The organism is Terriglobus roseus DSM 18391, assembly GCF_000265425.1.
GTDB lineage: Bacteria > Acidobacteriota > Terriglobia > Terriglobales > Acidobacteriaceae > Terriglobus > Terriglobus roseus.
Genome location: NC_018014.1, coordinates 859,919 through 877,057, shown reverse-complemented (window position 1 = coordinate 877,057; position 17,139 = coordinate 859,919). Strand labels below are relative to the sequence as shown.

General features: G+C 61.1%; 17 protein-coding genes. 10 read left to right on the top strand and 7 right to left on the bottom strand.

Going from position 1 to position 17,139, the window contains the following annotated elements; genetic code table 11:
- Window positions 1-63: 63 nt before the first annotated feature.
- Window positions 64-495, bottom strand: a complete 432-nt coding sequence (locus tag TERRO_RS03785) for a Fur family transcriptional regulator (protein WP_014784676.1) — start codon at window positions 493-495, stop codon at window positions 64-66.
- Between the two features lie 153 nt (window positions 496-648).
- On the opposite strand from TERRO_RS03785, the gene TERRO_RS03780 reads away from it, so the two are divergent.
- The 4 genes from TERRO_RS03780 (at window position 649) to TERRO_RS03765 (ending at window position 3,633) form a co-directional block, all read left to right on the top strand.
- Entirely contained in the window at window positions 649-1,077 is a 429-nt protein-coding gene (locus tag TERRO_RS03780) for a DUF2203 domain-containing protein (protein WP_014784675.1), read from the top strand.
- Between the two features lie 104 nt (window positions 1,078-1,181).
- On the top strand, window positions 1,182-1,703 hold the full coding sequence (locus TERRO_RS21815) for a twin-arginine translocase TatA/TatE family subunit (RefSeq protein WP_014784674.1): 522 nt from the start codon (window positions 1,182-1,184) through the stop codon (window positions 1,701-1,703).
- 56 nt (window positions 1,704-1,759) lie between these two features.
- Window positions 1,760-2,533 (top strand): twin-arginine translocase subunit TatC, encoded by a 774-nt coding sequence (gene tatC, locus TERRO_RS03770; protein WP_014784673.1) that lies wholly within the window; start codon window positions 1,760-1,762, stop codon window positions 2,531-2,533.
- Window positions 2,534-2,703: 170 nt separating this feature from the next.
- On the top strand, window positions 2,704-3,633 hold the full coding sequence (locus TERRO_RS03765; protein WP_014784672.1) for a TerC/Alx family metal homeostasis membrane protein: 930 nt from the start codon (window positions 2,704-2,706) through the stop codon (window positions 3,631-3,633).
- Here the strand turns inward: TERRO_RS03765 and TERRO_RS23895 are convergent.
- Window positions 3,560-4,132, bottom strand: a complete 573-nt coding sequence (locus tag TERRO_RS23895; RefSeq protein ID WP_014784671.1) for a winged helix-turn-helix domain-containing protein — start codon at window positions 4,130-4,132, stop codon at window positions 3,560-3,562. The genes TERRO_RS03765 and TERRO_RS23895 overlap by 74 nt on opposite strands.
- A 440-nt stretch (window positions 4,133-4,572) precedes the next feature.
- Between TERRO_RS23895 and aroB the strand changes: the two genes are divergently transcribed.
- From aroB to TERRO_RS03750, 3 genes are all read left to right on the top strand, one after another.
- Complete coding sequence (gene aroB, locus TERRO_RS03760; RefSeq protein WP_014784670.1) at window positions 4,573-5,844, top strand: 3-dehydroquinate synthase; 1,272 nt, start codon at window positions 4,573-4,575, stop codon at window positions 5,842-5,844.
- On the top strand, window positions 5,841-6,587 hold the full coding sequence (ubiE, locus tag TERRO_RS03755; RefSeq protein ID WP_014784669.1) for a bifunctional demethylmenaquinone methyltransferase/2-methoxy-6-polyprenyl-1,4-benzoquinol methylase UbiE: 747 nt from the start codon (window positions 5,841-5,843) through the stop codon (window positions 6,585-6,587). Before aroB ends, ubiE begins: the two co-directional genes overlap by 4 nt.
- Before the next feature lie 122 nt (window positions 6,588-6,709).
- Window positions 6,710-7,756, top strand: a complete 1,047-nt coding sequence (locus tag TERRO_RS03750) for an NAD(P)-dependent alcohol dehydrogenase (RefSeq protein ID WP_014784668.1) — start codon at window positions 6,710-6,712, stop codon at window positions 7,754-7,756.
- 78 nt (window positions 7,757-7,834) lie between these two features.
- Here the strand turns inward: TERRO_RS03750 and TERRO_RS03745 are convergent, their stop codons facing one another.
- Window positions 7,835-8,704 carry a sugar phosphate isomerase/epimerase family protein gene (locus tag TERRO_RS03745; RefSeq protein ID WP_014784667.1) on the bottom strand — a complete coding sequence of 290 codons (870 nt, stop codon included), beginning with the start codon at window positions 8,702-8,704 and terminating at the stop codon, window positions 7,835-7,837.
- A 192-nt stretch (window positions 8,705-8,896) separates the two neighbouring features.
- On the opposite strand from TERRO_RS03745, the gene TERRO_RS03740 reads away from it, so the two are divergent.
- On the top strand, window positions 8,897-10,369 hold the full coding sequence (locus TERRO_RS03740; RefSeq protein WP_014784666.1) for a cation diffusion facilitator family transporter: 1,473 nt from the start codon (window positions 8,897-8,899) through the stop codon (window positions 10,367-10,369).
- Between the two features lie 68 nt (window positions 10,370-10,437).
- Window positions 10,438-11,385 carry a PASTA domain-containing protein gene (locus TERRO_RS03735; protein WP_014784665.1) on the top strand — a complete coding sequence of 316 codons (948 nt, stop codon included), beginning with the start codon at window positions 10,438-10,440 and terminating at the stop codon, window positions 11,383-11,385.
- 19 nt (window positions 11,386-11,404) lie between these two features.
- Here the strand turns inward: TERRO_RS03735 and TERRO_RS03730 are convergent, their stop codons facing one another.
- The 4 genes from TERRO_RS03730 to aroC are packed head-to-tail and all read right to left on the bottom strand — an operon-like array spanning window position 11,405 to window position 15,589.
- The gene (locus tag TERRO_RS03730) at window positions 11,405-12,895 is read right to left on the bottom strand and encodes an RsmB/NOP family class I SAM-dependent RNA methyltransferase (protein ID WP_014784664.1); all 1,491 of its coding nucleotides are present in this window, start codon (window positions 12,893-12,895) and stop codon (window positions 11,405-11,407) included.
- A complete protein-coding gene (gene fmt, locus TERRO_RS03725) occupies window positions 12,892-13,839 on the bottom strand; it encodes a methionyl-tRNA formyltransferase (RefSeq protein ID WP_014784663.1) in 948 nt (315 codons plus the stop codon). The genes TERRO_RS03730 and fmt overlap by 4 nt, the downstream gene beginning before the upstream one ends.
- Before the next feature lie 22 nt (window positions 13,840-13,861).
- Window positions 13,862-14,371 carry a peptide deformylase gene (gene def, locus TERRO_RS03720; protein WP_014784662.1) on the bottom strand — a complete coding sequence of 170 codons (510 nt, stop codon included), beginning with the start codon at window positions 14,369-14,371 and terminating at the stop codon, window positions 13,862-13,864.
- 33 nt (window positions 14,372-14,404) lie between these two features.
- Window positions 14,405-15,589 (bottom strand): chorismate synthase, encoded by a 1,185-nt coding sequence (gene aroC, locus TERRO_RS03715; RefSeq protein ID WP_014784661.1) that lies wholly within the window; start codon window positions 15,587-15,589, stop codon window positions 14,405-14,407.
- Between the two features lie 207 nt (window positions 15,590-15,796).
- Here aroC and TERRO_RS03710 point away from each other — a divergent pair, with 207 nt between their 5' ends.
- The gene (locus TERRO_RS03710) at window positions 15,797-17,080 is read left to right on the top strand and encodes a GGDEF domain-containing protein (RefSeq protein ID WP_014784660.1); all 1,284 of its coding nucleotides are present in this window, start codon (window positions 15,797-15,799) and stop codon (window positions 17,078-17,080) included.
- Window positions 17,081-17,139: the final 59 nt, after the last annotated feature.

Below are 17,139 nucleotides of genomic sequence, written 5' to 3'. Positions count from 1 at the left end.
GGAGAACACCCAAATAGGATCGTTCCGCCTCACGCTCGCGAGCAGATTGTAGCGAAGAGGTAACTAGTTTGGCCGCGCCTGGCAATCAGGACATACACCAATCACGTCCACCGAAATCCGCTCCACCAGGAAACCACCCGGCAGAATCGTCGGCGCAGTCTGCAGCGAAAGCTCATCGTCCGGCAGATCCGCAACCTTCTTGCACACGCTGCAAACCATATGGTGGTGCGGCACCTTGTTCATCTCCACACGCAATGTCCCGTGGTGGATTGAAAGCTCGCGAAACACGCCGCTCTCAACAAACAAGTGAATGTTCTTGTACACAGTCGCCAGCGAAATCGAAGGAATACGCTGCTTCACCGCCGCAAAAACCTCTTCCGGCGAAGGGTGCCCGTACATGCTCTGCATCGTTTCGTACAGCACTTGGCGCTGGTGCGTCACAGCGATCCCATGCTGCGTGCACAGCTCTCGAAATGTCCGTAAACCGTCAGGCATCGCATCTTCAAGTAGAAATGTCGGTTACCCCGGTGTCAAGACGCTTTTGCACTCAGCAGCACGCCCAACAAACAGCCTCGCCCGCCTTTTCCACCGTCCAACAAGGGGCAGCCTTAGACGCCCCGTGCGAGACTGCGCAAGGAGGTACGGAAAGTGCGGACGTTCACCCTGCCCGAGGCACACACGCTTCTACCCGTGCTGGATTCACTGCTGCAGCGCGCCCAGGCTGCCGCAACCGTAGCAACCACCCGCGAGAACGCCCTCCGCGGCCTCTCCCAGGCCATCTTCCTCTCCGGAGGACTCCGCGTCGACCTCCCTGAGGTCGCACGCATCAAGGCCGAACACGCCGCCGCGATCTCCGAAGCAAAGGACACCCTCGAAGAAATCAGCTCCATCGGCGTCGAAGTCCACGACCTCGCCGCCGGCCTCCTCGAATTCCCCTTCCAGCTCGAAGACGAGATCGTCATGCTCTGCTGGCTGCAGGGCGACAAGAACATCACCCAGTGGCACAAAGCCGAAGCCGGCTGGGACGAACGCCAGCCTCTCGACGACCGCTTCACCCGCGGCGACCGTCCGCAATAGCCCCAATCTCACTTGCATCAGGAGACCAGAACCATCGGTCCCACTACCAAACCGGCGCACTCGCTGACTCGCGACCCCGTTGACTTGCTATTCTTGATTTCACGATGCCCAGCTTAGGCGATTCCATCTTCATCTTCGTGTTGGCCCTCATGCTCGTGGGCCCCAAGAACCTGCCCAAACTGGCACGCCAGTTAGGCAAGCTGATGGCTGAGTTCCGCCGTGCCTCCAACGAGTTCCGCATGCAGATGGAAGACGAGCTGCGCGTCGAGGAGCAGAAGGAGCACCAGGCGAAGGTTGCCGCCATGCCCGGGCCTCCCTCCACCCTGCCCGATCCCGAGCACCCGCACCTCCCGGCCCCCACGCCAGACTTCGACGAGACACCCGCTGCCGACACCACACCCATGCCCATCGCCGAAGCCGGCGAGCTGAAGATGATGCCTCCCTCCACTGGCCTGCCCGTCCAGAGCGGCAGCTACGGCACCGCACCCCAGCCCAGCCCGGAAGGCGCCGCAGTCGAGTCCAGCGAGATCCCGGAACACACCATCCACCAGACTTCCGCCGGCATCAGCAGTGAAGAGCCGGCAGCCGAGCATGTCCCGGAAACGAGTGCCAACACTCATGCCTAAGACCGCTCCGAACAAAAAGAAAACCAGCGCCGCTCTCGGCACCGGGAGCGCCATCCATGTCTGACGTCATCGACAAAGCACGCGAAGCCGTCCAGGAACGCGCCGAACTCCCAGGCATGAGCCTGATGGAGCACCTCACCGAGCTGCGTGCCCGCCTCATCCGCTCCTCCATCGCCCTCGTCCTCTGCTTCTTCGTCGCCTACATCTTTCACGAGAAGCTCTTCGCCATCGTGACCGCGCCCATTGACGCGCTGCACTACCCGCTCAACTACACGCACCCGACCGACCCGCTGAACCTTTACCTCAAGACGTCGCTCTACGGCGGCGCCATCATCTCAGCGCCCTTCATCCTCTATCAGATCTGGCTCTTCATCTCGCCCGGCATGTACTCCAACGAGAAGAAGTACGTCATCCCTTTCATGACGGCGACGGTCGCGCTGTTCTTCGGCGGCGCCTACTTCGGCTACCACTGGGTCCTTCCGTCCGCGCTCAAGATGCTCATCGGCGACTTCGGCCACCGCTTCCACCCGATCATCACCATCGAGGACTACAACAGCTTCTTCCTCTCGATCATCTTCGGCCTTGGCATCACCTTTGAGCTGCCGATCATCATCTTCTTCCTCGCACTCTTCGGCATCGTCGACGGCCGCTTCCTCGTCAAGCACATGCGCTACGCGATCCTCATCATCTTCATCATCGCGGCCATCATCTGCCCGCTGCCGGACCCGCTCAGCATGTGCCTCTTTGCCGCACCCATGCTCGTGCTCTACGCCCTCAGCGTCGGCGTGGCCTTCGCCGTAAGCCCAAAGAAAAAAGAACTCCCCGCATAACACCCACGACCCCCGGAACCGGGTGCCCCACGTCTCGCTTCTGAGACGTGGGGTTTTTCATTTGCCCGGGGTGCCCATACCTACGCAAAGAGGATGCGTGGGATCGCGCACCGCGTTCAATCCACAGCAAGCGACGTGCTCAACCGTGACGCGATAGCATCAGACAGATCATGCCCAACGCCCATCCCATCGATTGGATCGTCTTTCACGCGCTCCTCTTAGTTCTGTTGGGACTTGAAGTCCTGCTCCTCCACAAGACCACACCCGAGACGGCACCCCGCCGCTCCTACGCCGCCACCGCACTCTGGATCCTCGGCGCCATCGCCTTCGGCGGATGGGTCTATCTGCGCATGCATCCGCAGCTCGGCCAGGAGTTCCTCGCCGGCTATGCGCTCGAAGAGTCGCTCTCCATCGACAACCTCTTCGTCTTCCTTCTGCTCTTCAAAAGCTTCCGGATCGAACCGGCAAAGCAGCGCCGCGTCCTCTTCTGGGGCATCCTCGGCGCCGTCATCCTGCGGGCAGGCTTCATCGTCGCCGGCGTCCAACTGCTCGCGAAATTTGACTGGGTCACCTACATCTTCGCGGTCATACTCTTGATCGCAGCCGTCCGGCTGGTCCTCCCGGAAGATCACGAACACCCGAAGAAACCCGGCTGGCAGATCTGGCTTGAAAAGCGTCAGCCCATCTCGCTCTCGCAAGACTCTTTCACGGCGGTCGAAAACGGCCGCCGCATGCCCACAGTCTTGATGCTCGCGCTGCTCGGCATCGCCTTCGCAGACTTCGTCTTCGCGCTCGACTCCATCCCGGCCGTGCTCTCCATCACGCGGCATACGTTCATCGCGTACACCTCGAACATCCTTGCCGTCATGGGCCTGCGTTCGCTCTTCTTCGTACTCACGCACGCGCTGGGCAAGCTGGCTTACCTGCATTATGGCCTGGCCGCAGTACTGGCCTTCGCCGCAGCCAAGATGCTCGCAGCACCCTGGATCGAAATCACGCCCATGATCTCGCTCGTCGTGATCTTCGCTATCCTTGCAGTGACGATCGCAATATCGCTTTTGCTGGAACGGAAACAACACGACGATCCGTCTGCCACCTAGGCGGCGGAGCAACCGCTCGGATCGGGGAAACAGACGGGCCGGCGTTCGTCTGTTTCCCCCGTCGCTCACGTCGAGGGAACCGCAGCACAGTCGCAAGCCAGGGTGCGGTACGTTGCAACGCGGAACGCCACCCGTTCGCTACACGGCGCTCAGGCATTACCTCAACATCGACGCCCTGATCTTCAATGGCAGCCGCAGACATCCGGTAGCCCCTTCGAGGAACCGTCTCGATGTAATCCCCGCCATCCGGCAGCTTCCCCAGGGAGCGTCGCAACAGAAACACCGTCTGGTTCAGGTTGTGCTCCTCGACGAATACATCCCGCCAGACGGCGTCCATCAGCGCCTCCCGCGTCACAACCATCCCCTTGGCCGCGAGCAGTACAGATAAGAGCTTCAACTGCCTGTGAGGAAGATCTATGACATTCTTTCCCCGCACCAGCACTCTCGGCGACCCTTTCAAAACATAGGCACCGAACTTCTTTTCGTTCCCTGAGATCATGTGCAATCACCAATGAGTCATGCATTCCCCGCTAACTGACACGTCCGTCACCAAAACTTTCAGGAGACGGTTTAAGGCCAGGCAGCGGTGCCGCCAACACTAGTTCTTAACGGCAACGCCAACAAGTGACGCGAATCACAAACCACTCTTATACTTCAAAATAAAGAAGAAAGATTTCACGGGATGAACATAACACACCAATTCGGGAATTTTCGCAATAACTAGATCGTGTTATTGGATTTTGGACCTCATGGAAAAGGCAATCGGACCGATGGTCGCTCTGCCGCAGGAGAATCCACCCGCCCCGGCAAGCCTTCGATGTGACTCGCCGTAGGCCCGAAGGTCGACCACACCCTCTTCGTCGTCACGCGAATTCACTATGTCACATCGGGCTCCAGGCGGTCTGTCAGCTGTCTCTCCCAGCGCTGACGACTTGCGGGATGGCAATTACCCCGCAATGCGCCAAGCCGTCACACACGGGCACGCCGGGGGATAAATCCTTCGGCGGATCAAACCTGCCGCAGCTTCACGATTGCTGCACGACGACCAACGCTCACGACAAGCGCGCGGCTGCGATAATCAATGATGTGAGCGAAATTCGCGTCGAAGCCGCATCGGCTAGCTACTCCGTACATATTGGGCAGAACCTTTTGCCATCATTGGCCGCGCAATCCGTCGCGCTGGCAAAAAAGGTCTCGCGCGTCTTCATCATCACCTCGCCCGACATCGATCGCCTATGGGGCACACCCGTCCGCGCCGGCTTCGATGCCCTCGCCATCCCCTACAAGACCCTTCACGTCCCCGCGGGCGAGCAGCATAAGCGCCTCTCGACCATCGAGCGCCTGCTCGAAGAACTGGCCTCCAACGGCGCCGACCGTGACACGCTCCTCGTCGCCCTCGGCGGCGGCGTGCTCGGCGACCTCACCGGCTTCCTCGCCGCCATATACATGCGCGGCGTGCCCTTCGTTCAGGCACCCACCACCTTGCTGGCTCAGGTGGACTCTTCCGTCGGCGGCAAGACGGGCGCAAACCTGAAGGCAGGCAAGAACCTCGTCGGCGCCTTCTACCATCCGCTCGCAGTCTTCGCCGATCTGGACACCCTCAAGACGCTCCCGCCGCGCGAACTGCAGGCTGGCCTGCAGGAGTGCGTCAAAGCCGGCGTCATCCGCGACAGTGCCCTCTTCGACTACATGGAGAAGAACGTGGAACTCGTCCGCAGCGGCGATCTCGAGGCCATTCAGCACGTCGTCGAAGCCAGCGTTCAGATGAAGGCCGATGTCGTCGCAGCCGATGAGCGCGAGAGCGGCGAACGCATGATCCTCAACTTCGGCCACACCATCGGCCACGCCATCGAATCGGCCACGCACTATAAGGGTCTGCTGCACGGCGAAGCCATCGGCTGGGGCATGATCGCCGCAGCCCGCCTGGGAGAAGCGCGCGGCGTACTCAGCGAAGCGGACTCTCAACGCATCGTGGACCTCGTCTACGCCTACAGCGACCTGCCCCGCTTCAACGTCACCGCCGAACGCCTGGTCATGCTCACCGGCAACGACAAGAAGAAGCGCAGCGGAACCCTCTCCTTCATCGTGCCCAAAGCGATTGGCACCGTGGAGATCGCACAGGACGTAGAAGACGTTGAGTTGCAGGAAGCAGTCGAACAAATGCTGGTGGAGATGCGTGCCCGCCCCATCCCGCCGCCGGTGATGCCGTGATCGACCCTGCACTGGGCGCAAGACCCGAAGGCACGGCGAACAACACCGAAGCGGCTGACGCCGTGCAGCGCATGTTCGACGAGATTGCACCGCAATACGACCGCGCCAATCATATCCTCAGCATGGGCATGGATCGCGTCTGGTGGAACCGCACGGCGCGCCGCTTCGATCCAATCCTCCGCCGGCCCGAGGCTCGCGTTCTCGATCTCTGCTGCGGCACCGGCGACATGACAGCCGCGCTACTTGCGCGCCGTCCAGCCCAGGCCGAGCCCATTCTCGCCATTGACTTCTCGCACGAAATGATCGAACGCGGCCGCGAGAAGATGCGCGACAAAGCCGTCATCTTCATTGAGGACGACGCCCTGAACCTGCACGTCGACAACGGCACCCTCGACCTCGTCGTCAGCGCCTTCGGCTTCCGCAATCTGGCCGACTACGCCGCGGGCCTGACCGAGATCCGGCGCGTCCTGAAGCCCGGCGGCGAGATCGGCATCCTTGACTTCAGCATGCCGCCCGCGCCACTCGACAGCGCCTACCGTCTCTACTTCAAGCACATCCTGCCACGGATCGGCGGCATGATCTCCGGCAGCACCTCCTCATACGAATACCTGCCTGCAAGCGTCGAACGCTTTCCGAAACCACAGGCCTTCTGCGGCATGATGCGCCAGGCGGGCTTTACGGATGCAAAGTGGAAGCCATACCTCTTTGGCATCGCAGGTCTGTGGAGCGCACGCGCCGTCTAGGTGCATCGCGTCTAGTTGGTCCTACATCTAAATCTCCAGAACACCGGACGATGAGTAGTCGGATGGACCCGCCGGCTGTAGACCCCAAATAGCACACGAACGATCCCAACAGGAGTTACACCATGCCCCAGGCATCTGGTTACGCCGCACAGTCGGCGAAGGCACCCCTCGCCCCGTTTAGCTTCGAACGCCGCGAACCGCGCGAGCACGACGTCAACATCGACATCAAGTTCTGCGGCATCTGCCACAGTGACGTGCACCAGGCACGCGATGAGTGGGGCGGCAGCATCTTTCCCATGGTCCCCGGCCACGAAATCGCCGGCATCGTCACCTCGGTAGGCAGCGGCGTCACGAAGTTTAAAGTAGGCGACAAGGTCGGCGTCGGCTGCTTTGTCGATAGCTGTCGCCAGTGTGCAGAGTGCGTCAAGGGCGAGGACAACTACTGCCTCGTCGGCATGAACGCCACCTACAACGGTCGCGAAAAGGATGGCACGCCCACCTACGGCGGTTACTCCGATCACATCGTCGTCGACGAGAACTACGTCCTCAGCATCCCCGACAACCTGCCGCTCGACGCAGCCGCTCCCCTGCTCTGCGCCGGCATCACCCTCTACAGCCCTTTGAAGCACTGGAACGCAGGCCCCGGCAAGAAGGTCGGCATCGTCGGTCTCGGCGGTCTCGGTCACATGGGCGTCAAGCTCTCGCACGCTCTCGGCGCACAGACCATCGTTCTCAGCCAAAGCATGAAGAAGGCAGAAGACGCCAAGCGCCTTGGCGCCGATGAGTTCTACGCCATGAGCGATCCCGAAACGGCAAAGAAGCTCGCCGGCACCTTCGACCTCATCATCAGCACCGTCGGCGTTGCCATGGACTTCGGTCCCTACCTCGCCATGCTCAAGAAGGACGGCGCCATGGTCCTCGTCGGCGCTCCGGAAGACAACTCCACCCTGAACTCCTTCTCGCTCATCGTCGGCCGCAAGACCCTCGGCGGATCGATGATCGGCTCCATCAAGGAGACCCAGGAGATGCTCGACTTCTGCGGCGAAAAGAACATCGTCTCGGACATCGAAATCACCCCCATCGACAAGGTGAATGAAGCCTACGAACGCATGCTGAAGAGCGACGTCCGCTATCGCTTCGTCATCGACCTGTCGACGCTGAAGGCATAATCCCCTGCTTCAATCACAAAGGCCGCATGCAGATCGCATGCGGCCTTTGTGCGTTTGAGACGTGGTGTAGTTGCACCGTTAGGAATTCAGAATCTTGATCTCGTAGTCCAGCTCACGCCGCGTCTCCGCAATCACATCCCGCCCATCCGCACCGACATACTCCAGCTCATAGAAGACCGGGATCGGCCACTTGTTATCGCGGATCAGCTGCAGCACCTCTTTCGTCGGCGCAACCCCCTCGCCGAACGGAACACTCACCCCGGCGTTCGCCTTCCGATCGTGAACATGGATGTTGGTGATCTTCGCGTGCTGCTCCTTCAAAAACGCGACCGAATCGAAACCGGCCGACGAGAAGTGAGCGACATCCAGGTTGATCCGGTAGAGCGGCGACATCGCGAGCACAGTACGAAAACTTTCCGGGCTGGAGATCTGGTCGGGATCGTCCTTTTCGGCATGACCATGGAAGGCAATACGCATGCCGTGCTTCGCCGCGAAGGGCACCAGACGCCTCGCGTCGGAGATCCGGCTCGACGCCGTAATCAGGTCAACCTTCAGCGCCTTCGCCGCCGCAAAGCCGAATTCGATCTCCGCATCGTTCATCGTCGGTTCAAAACTGTAGTTGAAAGAGAACAAACGCACGTGAGCGCTACTGAATCGATTCAAAACCTGCTGCAAATAGCCCTGAGGAGGGTTGGTTCGCCACGCCCGCAACGCCTGTCGCTGGGTCGCCATCTCCTCCTTGGAAGCCTTGATTGGCGCGCCTTTTTCAACATTCGGCAGCCACTTTCGCCAGTATCCATCGGACAACGGAAACGGCTCAATCTGCGGCGCCCAAAGCTCACACAAATTAACTCCCAATTTCTGCATGGAAACAGCGATTTCTTCAGCAGCAGCAACGCCTCCAGCACGCAACTGATGGAACGTATAGCTCTGCAAACCCAGCTGCACACCACGCGCCTCCAACGCCCACAAAGGCGCCGCAGTTGAGGCAATCGTGGCAGCAAGCGCCCCAGTAAACTGTCGCCGATTCAGAAGTATGATCCCGCCTTCCCCGCAGCACAAATGCACATGCGGCAATGGGTGCCATCCTACCCCAACGCCGTGCCTCGACGCCCGTACCCGTGTAGCCTAAGGATTCGCATGCCTGATCCAATGCAGAACGCACACCCGCAAAGTACACGCGATCCCGACGGCGTGATCCACGCGGAGTCAGCGGCCAAGCAGTCGGCAGCGCTCGGCAGCGTGCTGGCTGCCAGCGGCATCACGCTGCTAAAGGTCATCACCGGCCTATCGACCGGCTCGCTCGGCATGTTGAGCGAAGCAGCACACTCCACGATCGACCTGATGGCATCGGGCCTCACGCTCTTCAGCGTGCGCGTCTCCGACCGCCCCCCGGACGATGATCACACCTACGGTCATGGCCGCGTCGAGAGTCTGTCCGCATTCGTTGAGACGGTGCTGATGCTTGGCTCGTCCATCTGGATCATCGTTGAGGCGGTGCGCCGCATCCTGCGCTTTCATCGCGGCGAAGCGTTGGATCTCCACGCATCCATCTGGCCCGTCCTGGTGCTGATACTCTCCATCGCCGTGGACTACACGCGGTCCCGTCACCTGGCGCGTGTGGCCCACATGGTTCACTCGCAGGCACTGCAGGCAGAAGCTCTGCACTTCGGCACGGACATCTGGTCGAGCGCCGCAGTCCTGCTGGGACTTGGCGCGTCCTTCGCAGGCCAGCACTTCCACATTCGCGTACTGGAGCTTGCCGATCCCGCAGCTGCCCTGCTGGTCTCCTGCATCATTCTGAAGGTCACCTATCAACTCGCGCACGAGACGGTGAATGCGCTGCTGGACGCCACGACACCAGAGATGCGGCGAGAGTTGACCGAGGCGATCCGCGGAGTGAATGGCGTGTTGTTTGTGGATGATCTGCGCATGCGGCGAGCGGGTACGCGCTACTTCGCGGACGTTGCGATCGGCATGCACCGTAACACGACCTTTCAGCGATCAGAACAGATTGTGATGGCAGCCACCGAGGCGGTGCAGAAGGTGATGCCCGGCACGGATGTGGTGGTGCGCACGGTAGCAGTTGCCACTGGCGAAGAGAGTGTCTTCGACCGTGTCCGCGCCGTGGCGCAGCGAGCGAACCTGGGTATTCACGATGTGACAGTGCAGCAGATGGACGGCGGCCTGGCCGTAGAACTGCACCTGGAACTGCCCGAGCATATGCCGCTCCGTGAGGCGCACGAGACCGCGACACACATCGAGGCAGACATGAAGCGCGAGGTGCCCGAGATTCGATCGGTCATTACGCACATCGAAGCCGAAGAGAGCACCATTGAACCCGCCGTGCGTCTGCAGGATGACCGCGCCCTGGAGGACGAGGTTCGTCGTGCCGCAGAAGGCTTCCCCGAGATTGAAGACGTACACAACATCGTCGCAACTCGGACCGGAGAACATCTGCAGATGAGCTGCCATTGCAGCATGCCGGACGATTTGCCCATGGGCGCGGTGCACCGCATTATCTCGCAGATGGAGGCAAGCTTCCTGCGCGAGCGCCCCGAAGTGGACCGCCTGTTGATCCACCCAGAGCCAGTGACCGACAATGATCGTTGAGGTCTGGTCGGGGTCGACAACCGGCCGCAGGCTGCGTGCGTCCTACGGCTCGGTACGATAAACCACTCGTGAAGATTCGCGTTCGCTATCGCAATAACTCCGGCGAGGTCACTGCTGGAGCCGCCCGTGCCTTCCGCATTGGCATGACGCTGCTCGCCATGACGGCGGTCGCGCTCCTGTCTGCGTTGATCACCATGCGACTGGCGATCCACACCGGCGAGGTTGAGGTACCGAACCTGAGCAGCCTGACTCTGGAAGAAGCCGCAGAGAAGACCTCGAGCGCGCAACTGAATCTCACCGTCGAGAACCGTTTTTACTCCACGACAGTGCCCGCCGGTCGCGTCCTCTCGCAGTCGCCATCACCCGGCGCCAGCGTGCGCAAGGGCTGGCATATGCGTATCACCGAGAGCATGGGACCGCAGCGGGTGTCTATCCCGGACACAGTTGGGATGAACGAGCGCGATGCCGGCATGGCCATCCGCCGTGCTTCGCTGGATCTGGGAGCAATCGCTCACATGCCCTCGCCTGGGCCCGCTGACACTGTACTGGCGCAGACCCCGCCAGCGAATGCCGAGGGCGTCGACAAGCCCGAGGTAAGCCTGTTATTGAGTCAGCCAGAAAGCGCGACGCCGCGCGCGTACGTGATGCCGAATCTTGTGGGCATGAGCTATTCCGCGGCCAGTGCCAAGATGCGTGAGATGGATCTGCGCGTTTACGCAATCATTCCGCAGCCTGCACCCGTTGCCGTTGATCCCAACGCCCCCACCGGAACGGCGCCACCCGCTCCAGTGGCGACTCTGCCCGCAGGCGTAGTGCTCACGCAGAACCCCGCCGCAGGAATGCGAGTCAGCACAACCGATACGCCTCGGGTAAAGATGAGCGCTTCGGCTATCGCGACGCCGAGTGCAACTCCGGCGCCGTCGGCGACGCCAGCATCCCCTGCCGGTGCCGTTGCACCGCGTCCTTCTGCACCGGTCGTGCGTCAGCCTGCAGCGATCCCAACGATTGTTCGGTAAGACGGGCGATGCTCCGGAGCTAGTTCTTCCTTTGAAGCACCGCTGCATAAAAGCCATCGCAGGCTTGCGTGCCAGGCAATGTGCGGAGGGCCGCATCGGCGAAAGCCGACGCAGCTAGTTGCTCAGCTGCCTCTGGACTGAGATCGGCAATTCGCTCGGCAATCGGTTGTGCGGCTGACTGCTCAATCCCTTCGACATCCTGCATTGCTGCGGCCACGACGGCCTCATTCTCTTCCGGCTCCAGCGAACATGTGGAGTAGACGAGGATGCCGCCGGGTGCGAGCAGACGCAGAGCGTTGGCGAGGATCTGGCGCTGACGCTCGGCTTGGCGAGGCAGATCGCTTGGCCGCAGACGGTGACGAATCTCTGGGTTGCGTGCGAGGGTACCCGTGCCCGAGCAAGGCGCGTCGCACAGGATCAGGTCGAATCCCTCGCGCAGCATGTGCGCTGTCTGCGGCGCAGTCATGTCCGCAACGATTGTCTTAACGGAGGCGGTCGCAGGATCACGGTCCATGCGCTTGCGCATGGCGTCGAGACGCTTGTCACTGATGTCTGCGGCAACGATCTCCGCGTCGGGATGTCGCACCGCAAGTACCGCGGTCTTTCCACCGGGTGCAGCACAGCAGTCGAGGATGCGCTTCGGCAATCCGACCGCCGCTGCAGCCAGTTCTGCGACAAGACGCGATCCGTCATCGATCTCCGGCAGCGCGGGATCTGCATTGAAGAGTTCGTGAGACGGCGGTTCCGCCTGGTCGTACTCTGCAATGCGGCGAACCGTGGCTCCGCCAAAATTGGCACGCCAGCGAGCGATCATCCAGGCTGGATGCGCCTGTTCTGCAGGAGTAACAGCAACGGCTAACGTGGAGCGATTTGCAGCCTCTGTTGTCTTCTCTCGAAGGACGCGCCGAAGGATTGCGTTGACCATGCCGGCCGCGTGGGCGGCGCCGTTCGCCCGCGCAAGTTCGACGCTCTCATTCAGCGCAGCGTGCGGGGGCACGCGATCCAGATGAAGTAACTGGAAGACGCCTAGGCGAAGTGCGAGCAAGGCTGCGGGATGCAGCTCTGCATCCGGCCGCTGCAACATGGGCCGCATCACCGCGTCCAAGTGAAGCTGCCAGCGAAGCACGCCGAGCACCAGCGCCGTAGTCAGATTGCGGTCTTCCGCAGAGAGCGCGTTAACGGCAAGTGAGTGCAGCAGATCATCTGAGTGCGACGCGCTGTTGCTCACCTTGCTGAGGATGTGGAATGCTGCGGCGCGCGCTGGCGAGATCTTTGCCGCAGCGGCAGCGCGGATCAGGCTGGCCTCACTGGGCGGCACCGCTGCGCGTGCGACTGGAGATTGCTTCGAAGCAGCTGCGGCAGCCGGTCGCGATCCTTGCGTGTTTGTCGCGGCATTGGATCGCGGCTTCATCGAGCCTGCCGGATTGGCAACGATCACCGGCTTCGTGAAGTCCTGCTTACCGCTGCTGGATGGCTTGCCGAATGCAGATTTGCGGGGCGACTGGGTCATTGCGTTGTTGCCTCACCGAGCGTCTCGCCGCTCTTGATCTGGAAGCCGCGAAGAAACTCTTCTGCGGGCATGCATTTTTTGCCTTCCATCTGCACTTCGTCCAGCGCGATAGCCGTTCCGCCGGCGCACACGGCGAACATCGCACCTTCCTGGAGAATGAGCGTACCCGGGACTTCGTTGCTGGTGACATCGGCAACGTGCATTGCGTGGACGATCAACTTCTTGCCACGCAGTGTTGTGAAGGTACCCGGCCACGGCTGGAAGCCGCGAAAGCGTTGGTCGATTTCAGTCGCGGTACGGGTGAATAGGATGCGGGCATCGTCGCGCGTAAGGATCGGCGCCAGCGTGTGCTGGGCGTCGTCCTGCTCCTTCGGTGTGATGAGGCCCGCTTCCAAACCGGCGAGTGTCTGCACCATCAGGTCAGCACCGATGGTCGAAAGTGTCTCAAAGAGTTGCGGTGAGGTGGTCTGTGGTGTGATGGTGACCGCCCACTTCATGAGCATCGGGCCGGTATCCAGGCCGGCATTCAGGCGCATCGTGGTGACGCCGGTCTCCGTGTCACCGCTGGCGATGGCCCACTGGATAGGCGCCGCGCCGCGCCAGCGTGGCAACAGTGATCCGTGGCCGTTGATGCAGCCAAAGCGCGGCAGGTCGAGCATCCACTGCGGAATAATGCGGCCATAGGCGACGACGATGATGGCGTCGGGCGCAATTTGTGTCAGCGTCTCGCGCAGGGATTCGTTGTGCTTCAGCTTTTCGGGCTGTGTCACCGCGATGTCGTGCGCCAACGCAGCACGCTTGACCGGTGTGGGATGGATTTCGCCGTTGCGACCGACGGGCTTATCCGGCTGCGAGATCACCAGCGAGACCTGATGCCCAGCGGCCAGCAGAGCCTCAAGTGTTGGGACAGCGAACTGTGGCGTGCCGCAGAAGACTAATCGCATAGGCCGCGCCCCGCCCTGCGCATTACCACTCGCCGTTTTTCTGCAGCTTACGGATGCGCCGCAGAATCAGGTCGCGCTTCAGCCGTGAAAGGCGGTCGATGAAAAGAATGCCGTCGAGGTGATCCAACTCGTGCTGAAAGGCGCGGGAGAGCAGTTCTTCGCCGTCCATCTCAAACCACTTGCCGTACTCATCCTGGGCTCGGATACGCACCGTGAAGCTGCGGCTGACCTTGTCGCGGATGTCCGGCAGCGAAAGGCAGCCCTCTTCCTCGACCTGCCGGCCATCGCGCTGAATGATTTCGGGGTTGATGAGGACCAACCGGTCGCTCTTTTCCTTGCCGAACGAGAGGTCCACGATGAACAGGCGCTTCGAGACACCGATCTGGGGCGCGGCCAGGCCAATGCCTTCCGCCGCGTACATGCTCTCGAACATGTCGTCAGTCAGTTTCTTCAACTCCGCGTCGAAGACCGTTACCGGATCGGCCTTCTGCGCCAGAACGGGTTCGGGATATTTCACGATGGGATAGATCATCTGCTTGAATCGAGTCCTAAATACGTCTGGGTGCTAAAACCTTTTGATCTGCTCGCGGTAACCCTCGAGGTTGCGTTGTGTCTCAGCCAGGCTATCGCCGCCAAACTTCTCCAGCACCAGGCGCGCGAGGGTGATGGCAACCATGGCCTCGGCGGCTACGCCGGCGGCAGGCACCACGCAGACATCGCTGCGTTCATAGGCTGCCTTGACGGGTTCGCGCGTGTCGAAGCTGACGGAGCCGAGGGGCCGGCGAAGTGTGCTGATGGGCTTCAAATAGCCGCGCACGGTAACGTCCTGTCCATTTGAGATGCCGCCTTCAATCCCGCCAGCGTTATTGCCCATGCGGGTGAAGCGCGTATGAGCCTCTGCTGCTTCTTCTTCAGTCGCATAGGCGATGGCGTCATGCACGGTGGATCCCATGGACTCCGCCGCCGTAACACCGCGGCCAAGCTCAACTGCCTTTACCGCCTGCAGACTCATCACGGCCTGGGCCAGCAGACCGTCCAGACGCTCATCCCAATTGACGTGCGTGCCGATGCCCGGCGGAAGGCCGTGCGCAACGACCTCAAAGACACCGCCCACGGTATCCCCTGTGCGGAGCGCGCGGTCTACTTCGCCGCGCATGCGCTGCTCCACTTCGGGGTCGATACAGTTCAATACGACCGTGTCACGCGCGTTACTGGCGACGATCTCGTCCCACTGGTACGGCCGCTCAAGATCCACCGCGCCGACGCGAACGACGTGCGACAACACTTCAATTCCGAGTGCGCGCAGAAGCATCTTGGCCAGCGCTCCGCCGGCTACGCGGGCAGAGGATTCACGTGCCGAAGCACGCTCCAGGATGTAACGCGCATCGGGAAAGTTGTACTTCAGGGCGCCGGCCAGGTCGGCGTGTCCGGGCCGAGGAGATGCTACGGCCTTATGCTTCGCGACATCGCCCTCTTCGACGGGCAGAATCTCTTCCCAGTTCTTCCAATCGCGGTTGGCGATGGTCATCGCGACGGGCGAGCCGATCGTCTTGCCATGCCGTACGCCGGACAGGATGTGTGCCGTATCCGTCTCGATACGCATGCGCCCGCCGCGGCCAAAGCCCTGCTGCCTGCGCCAAAGCTCGCGCCCTAAAAACGCGCTATCCACTGGAACGCCGGCGGGGAGGCCGCTGAGCAGCGCTACCAGCGCCTCACCATGGCTTTCGCCCGCTGTTGAAAAACGAAGCATTTTTCTCCCTGATCAAAGCTTTATTGTACCAATGCAATTCAACGGCCTCGAGGCAGTCTTAGTTCCCGCCCGCGAACTTTCCACACAACTGTGGACGTGTCCCGATGCTCTTAATTGAGGTTCCCTTAGTGCGTTTGTGGGAGTCGTATGGACTGCCCGTGGCATGGCTGGCACCCAATGGTGGGGGCTAGTCTTTTAAGGACATTTATGGCCGATTCAAATAATTTCGATCCGATTCCCGCTCTTGAAGACGAGATTCGACGATACGAGACCGAACATATTGCATCGCTAAGCTTCTCGCGGGACTTGGAGAAGCGTTTTCAGCGCGAAACGGGTGCTGCGCGTGCCCGCATGTTGCTGGTTCAGGGATTGCTCTCACTGCTTGCCTACGATTTCTTCATCGTGGGCGATTACTTCATGGCGCCTGCGAATATTGAGCGCGCCGCAATCGTCCGTTTTGGCATCATCACGCCTTTAGTTCTTTTAGTTGCGATGCTGGTCAAAAGCCGGCGCAGCGCTTTCCTGCGGGAGTCTGCAACATCAATCCTGTGCGTACTGGGCGCCATCAGCATCCTTTACTTGCACCATGACGTCAGCGCTTCGGTCAGCGTGGACGCACAGACAGGGCTGATCCTGGTGCTGTTGGTTGCAAATTGCATGCTGCGGATTGACCTGCCCTATGCCGCCGCGACGTCCGTGATCATTACCATCCTGGACGCGATTTCCCTTGTCAGCGACGCGCAACTGCCGGTTTCGAACAAAATGGTTTCAGGTGGCATGCTCGCGTGGGTAGCCATGTTGACCTTCACGGCGAACTACACCATGTCCCGCGAGCGCCGCTTCTCATACCTCCTGCAACTGCGCGGCCGGCTGCAACGCCGCATGCTTGCGGAGGCGAACGCGGAGCTACTGGCACTCTCCTCGACCGACCGATTGACCGGACTGCCAAACCGGCGGGCCTACGACACGCGTCTGCACGAGTTGTGGCAGTTGTCACTGGAACGCAGGCACCCCATCAGCGTCGTAATGGTCGACGTTGACCACTTCAAAAAATTGAACGACACCCACGGCCACCCCTATGGCGATCGCGTTCTGCAACGCGTGGGTTCTCTGCTGCAACAGGCGCTGCGAGCCGAGGACGACTTTGTAGCTCGATTCGGCGGCGAAGAGTTCGTGATTCTGCTGCCGGATGCGGAACCGCACACGGCATTCAAGGTCGCGGAACGTATTCGCACGCTCGTGCAGGTGGCCGGATCGCCGGCGCTCCAACGCGATTCGATCATCCCCGCGCAGGATGTCTGGGCCACGGTGAGCTGCGGTGTGGCTACAGCATGGCCAACCGCAACGCTTGACCCACACCGCCTGATCGCCGATGCGGACGCCGCGATGTATCGAGCCAAGCGAGAGGGTCGCAATCGCGTGTGCGCCGCACCTCTACAACACACAACCGGAAAGATTGCTGTCTTTCCTGCGGTCGCAGGCCGCGGTTAGGTATTGCTGCTGTGCGTAAACCGCACAGCAGCAACATCGCCCGGCGCAACTTCTGTTGA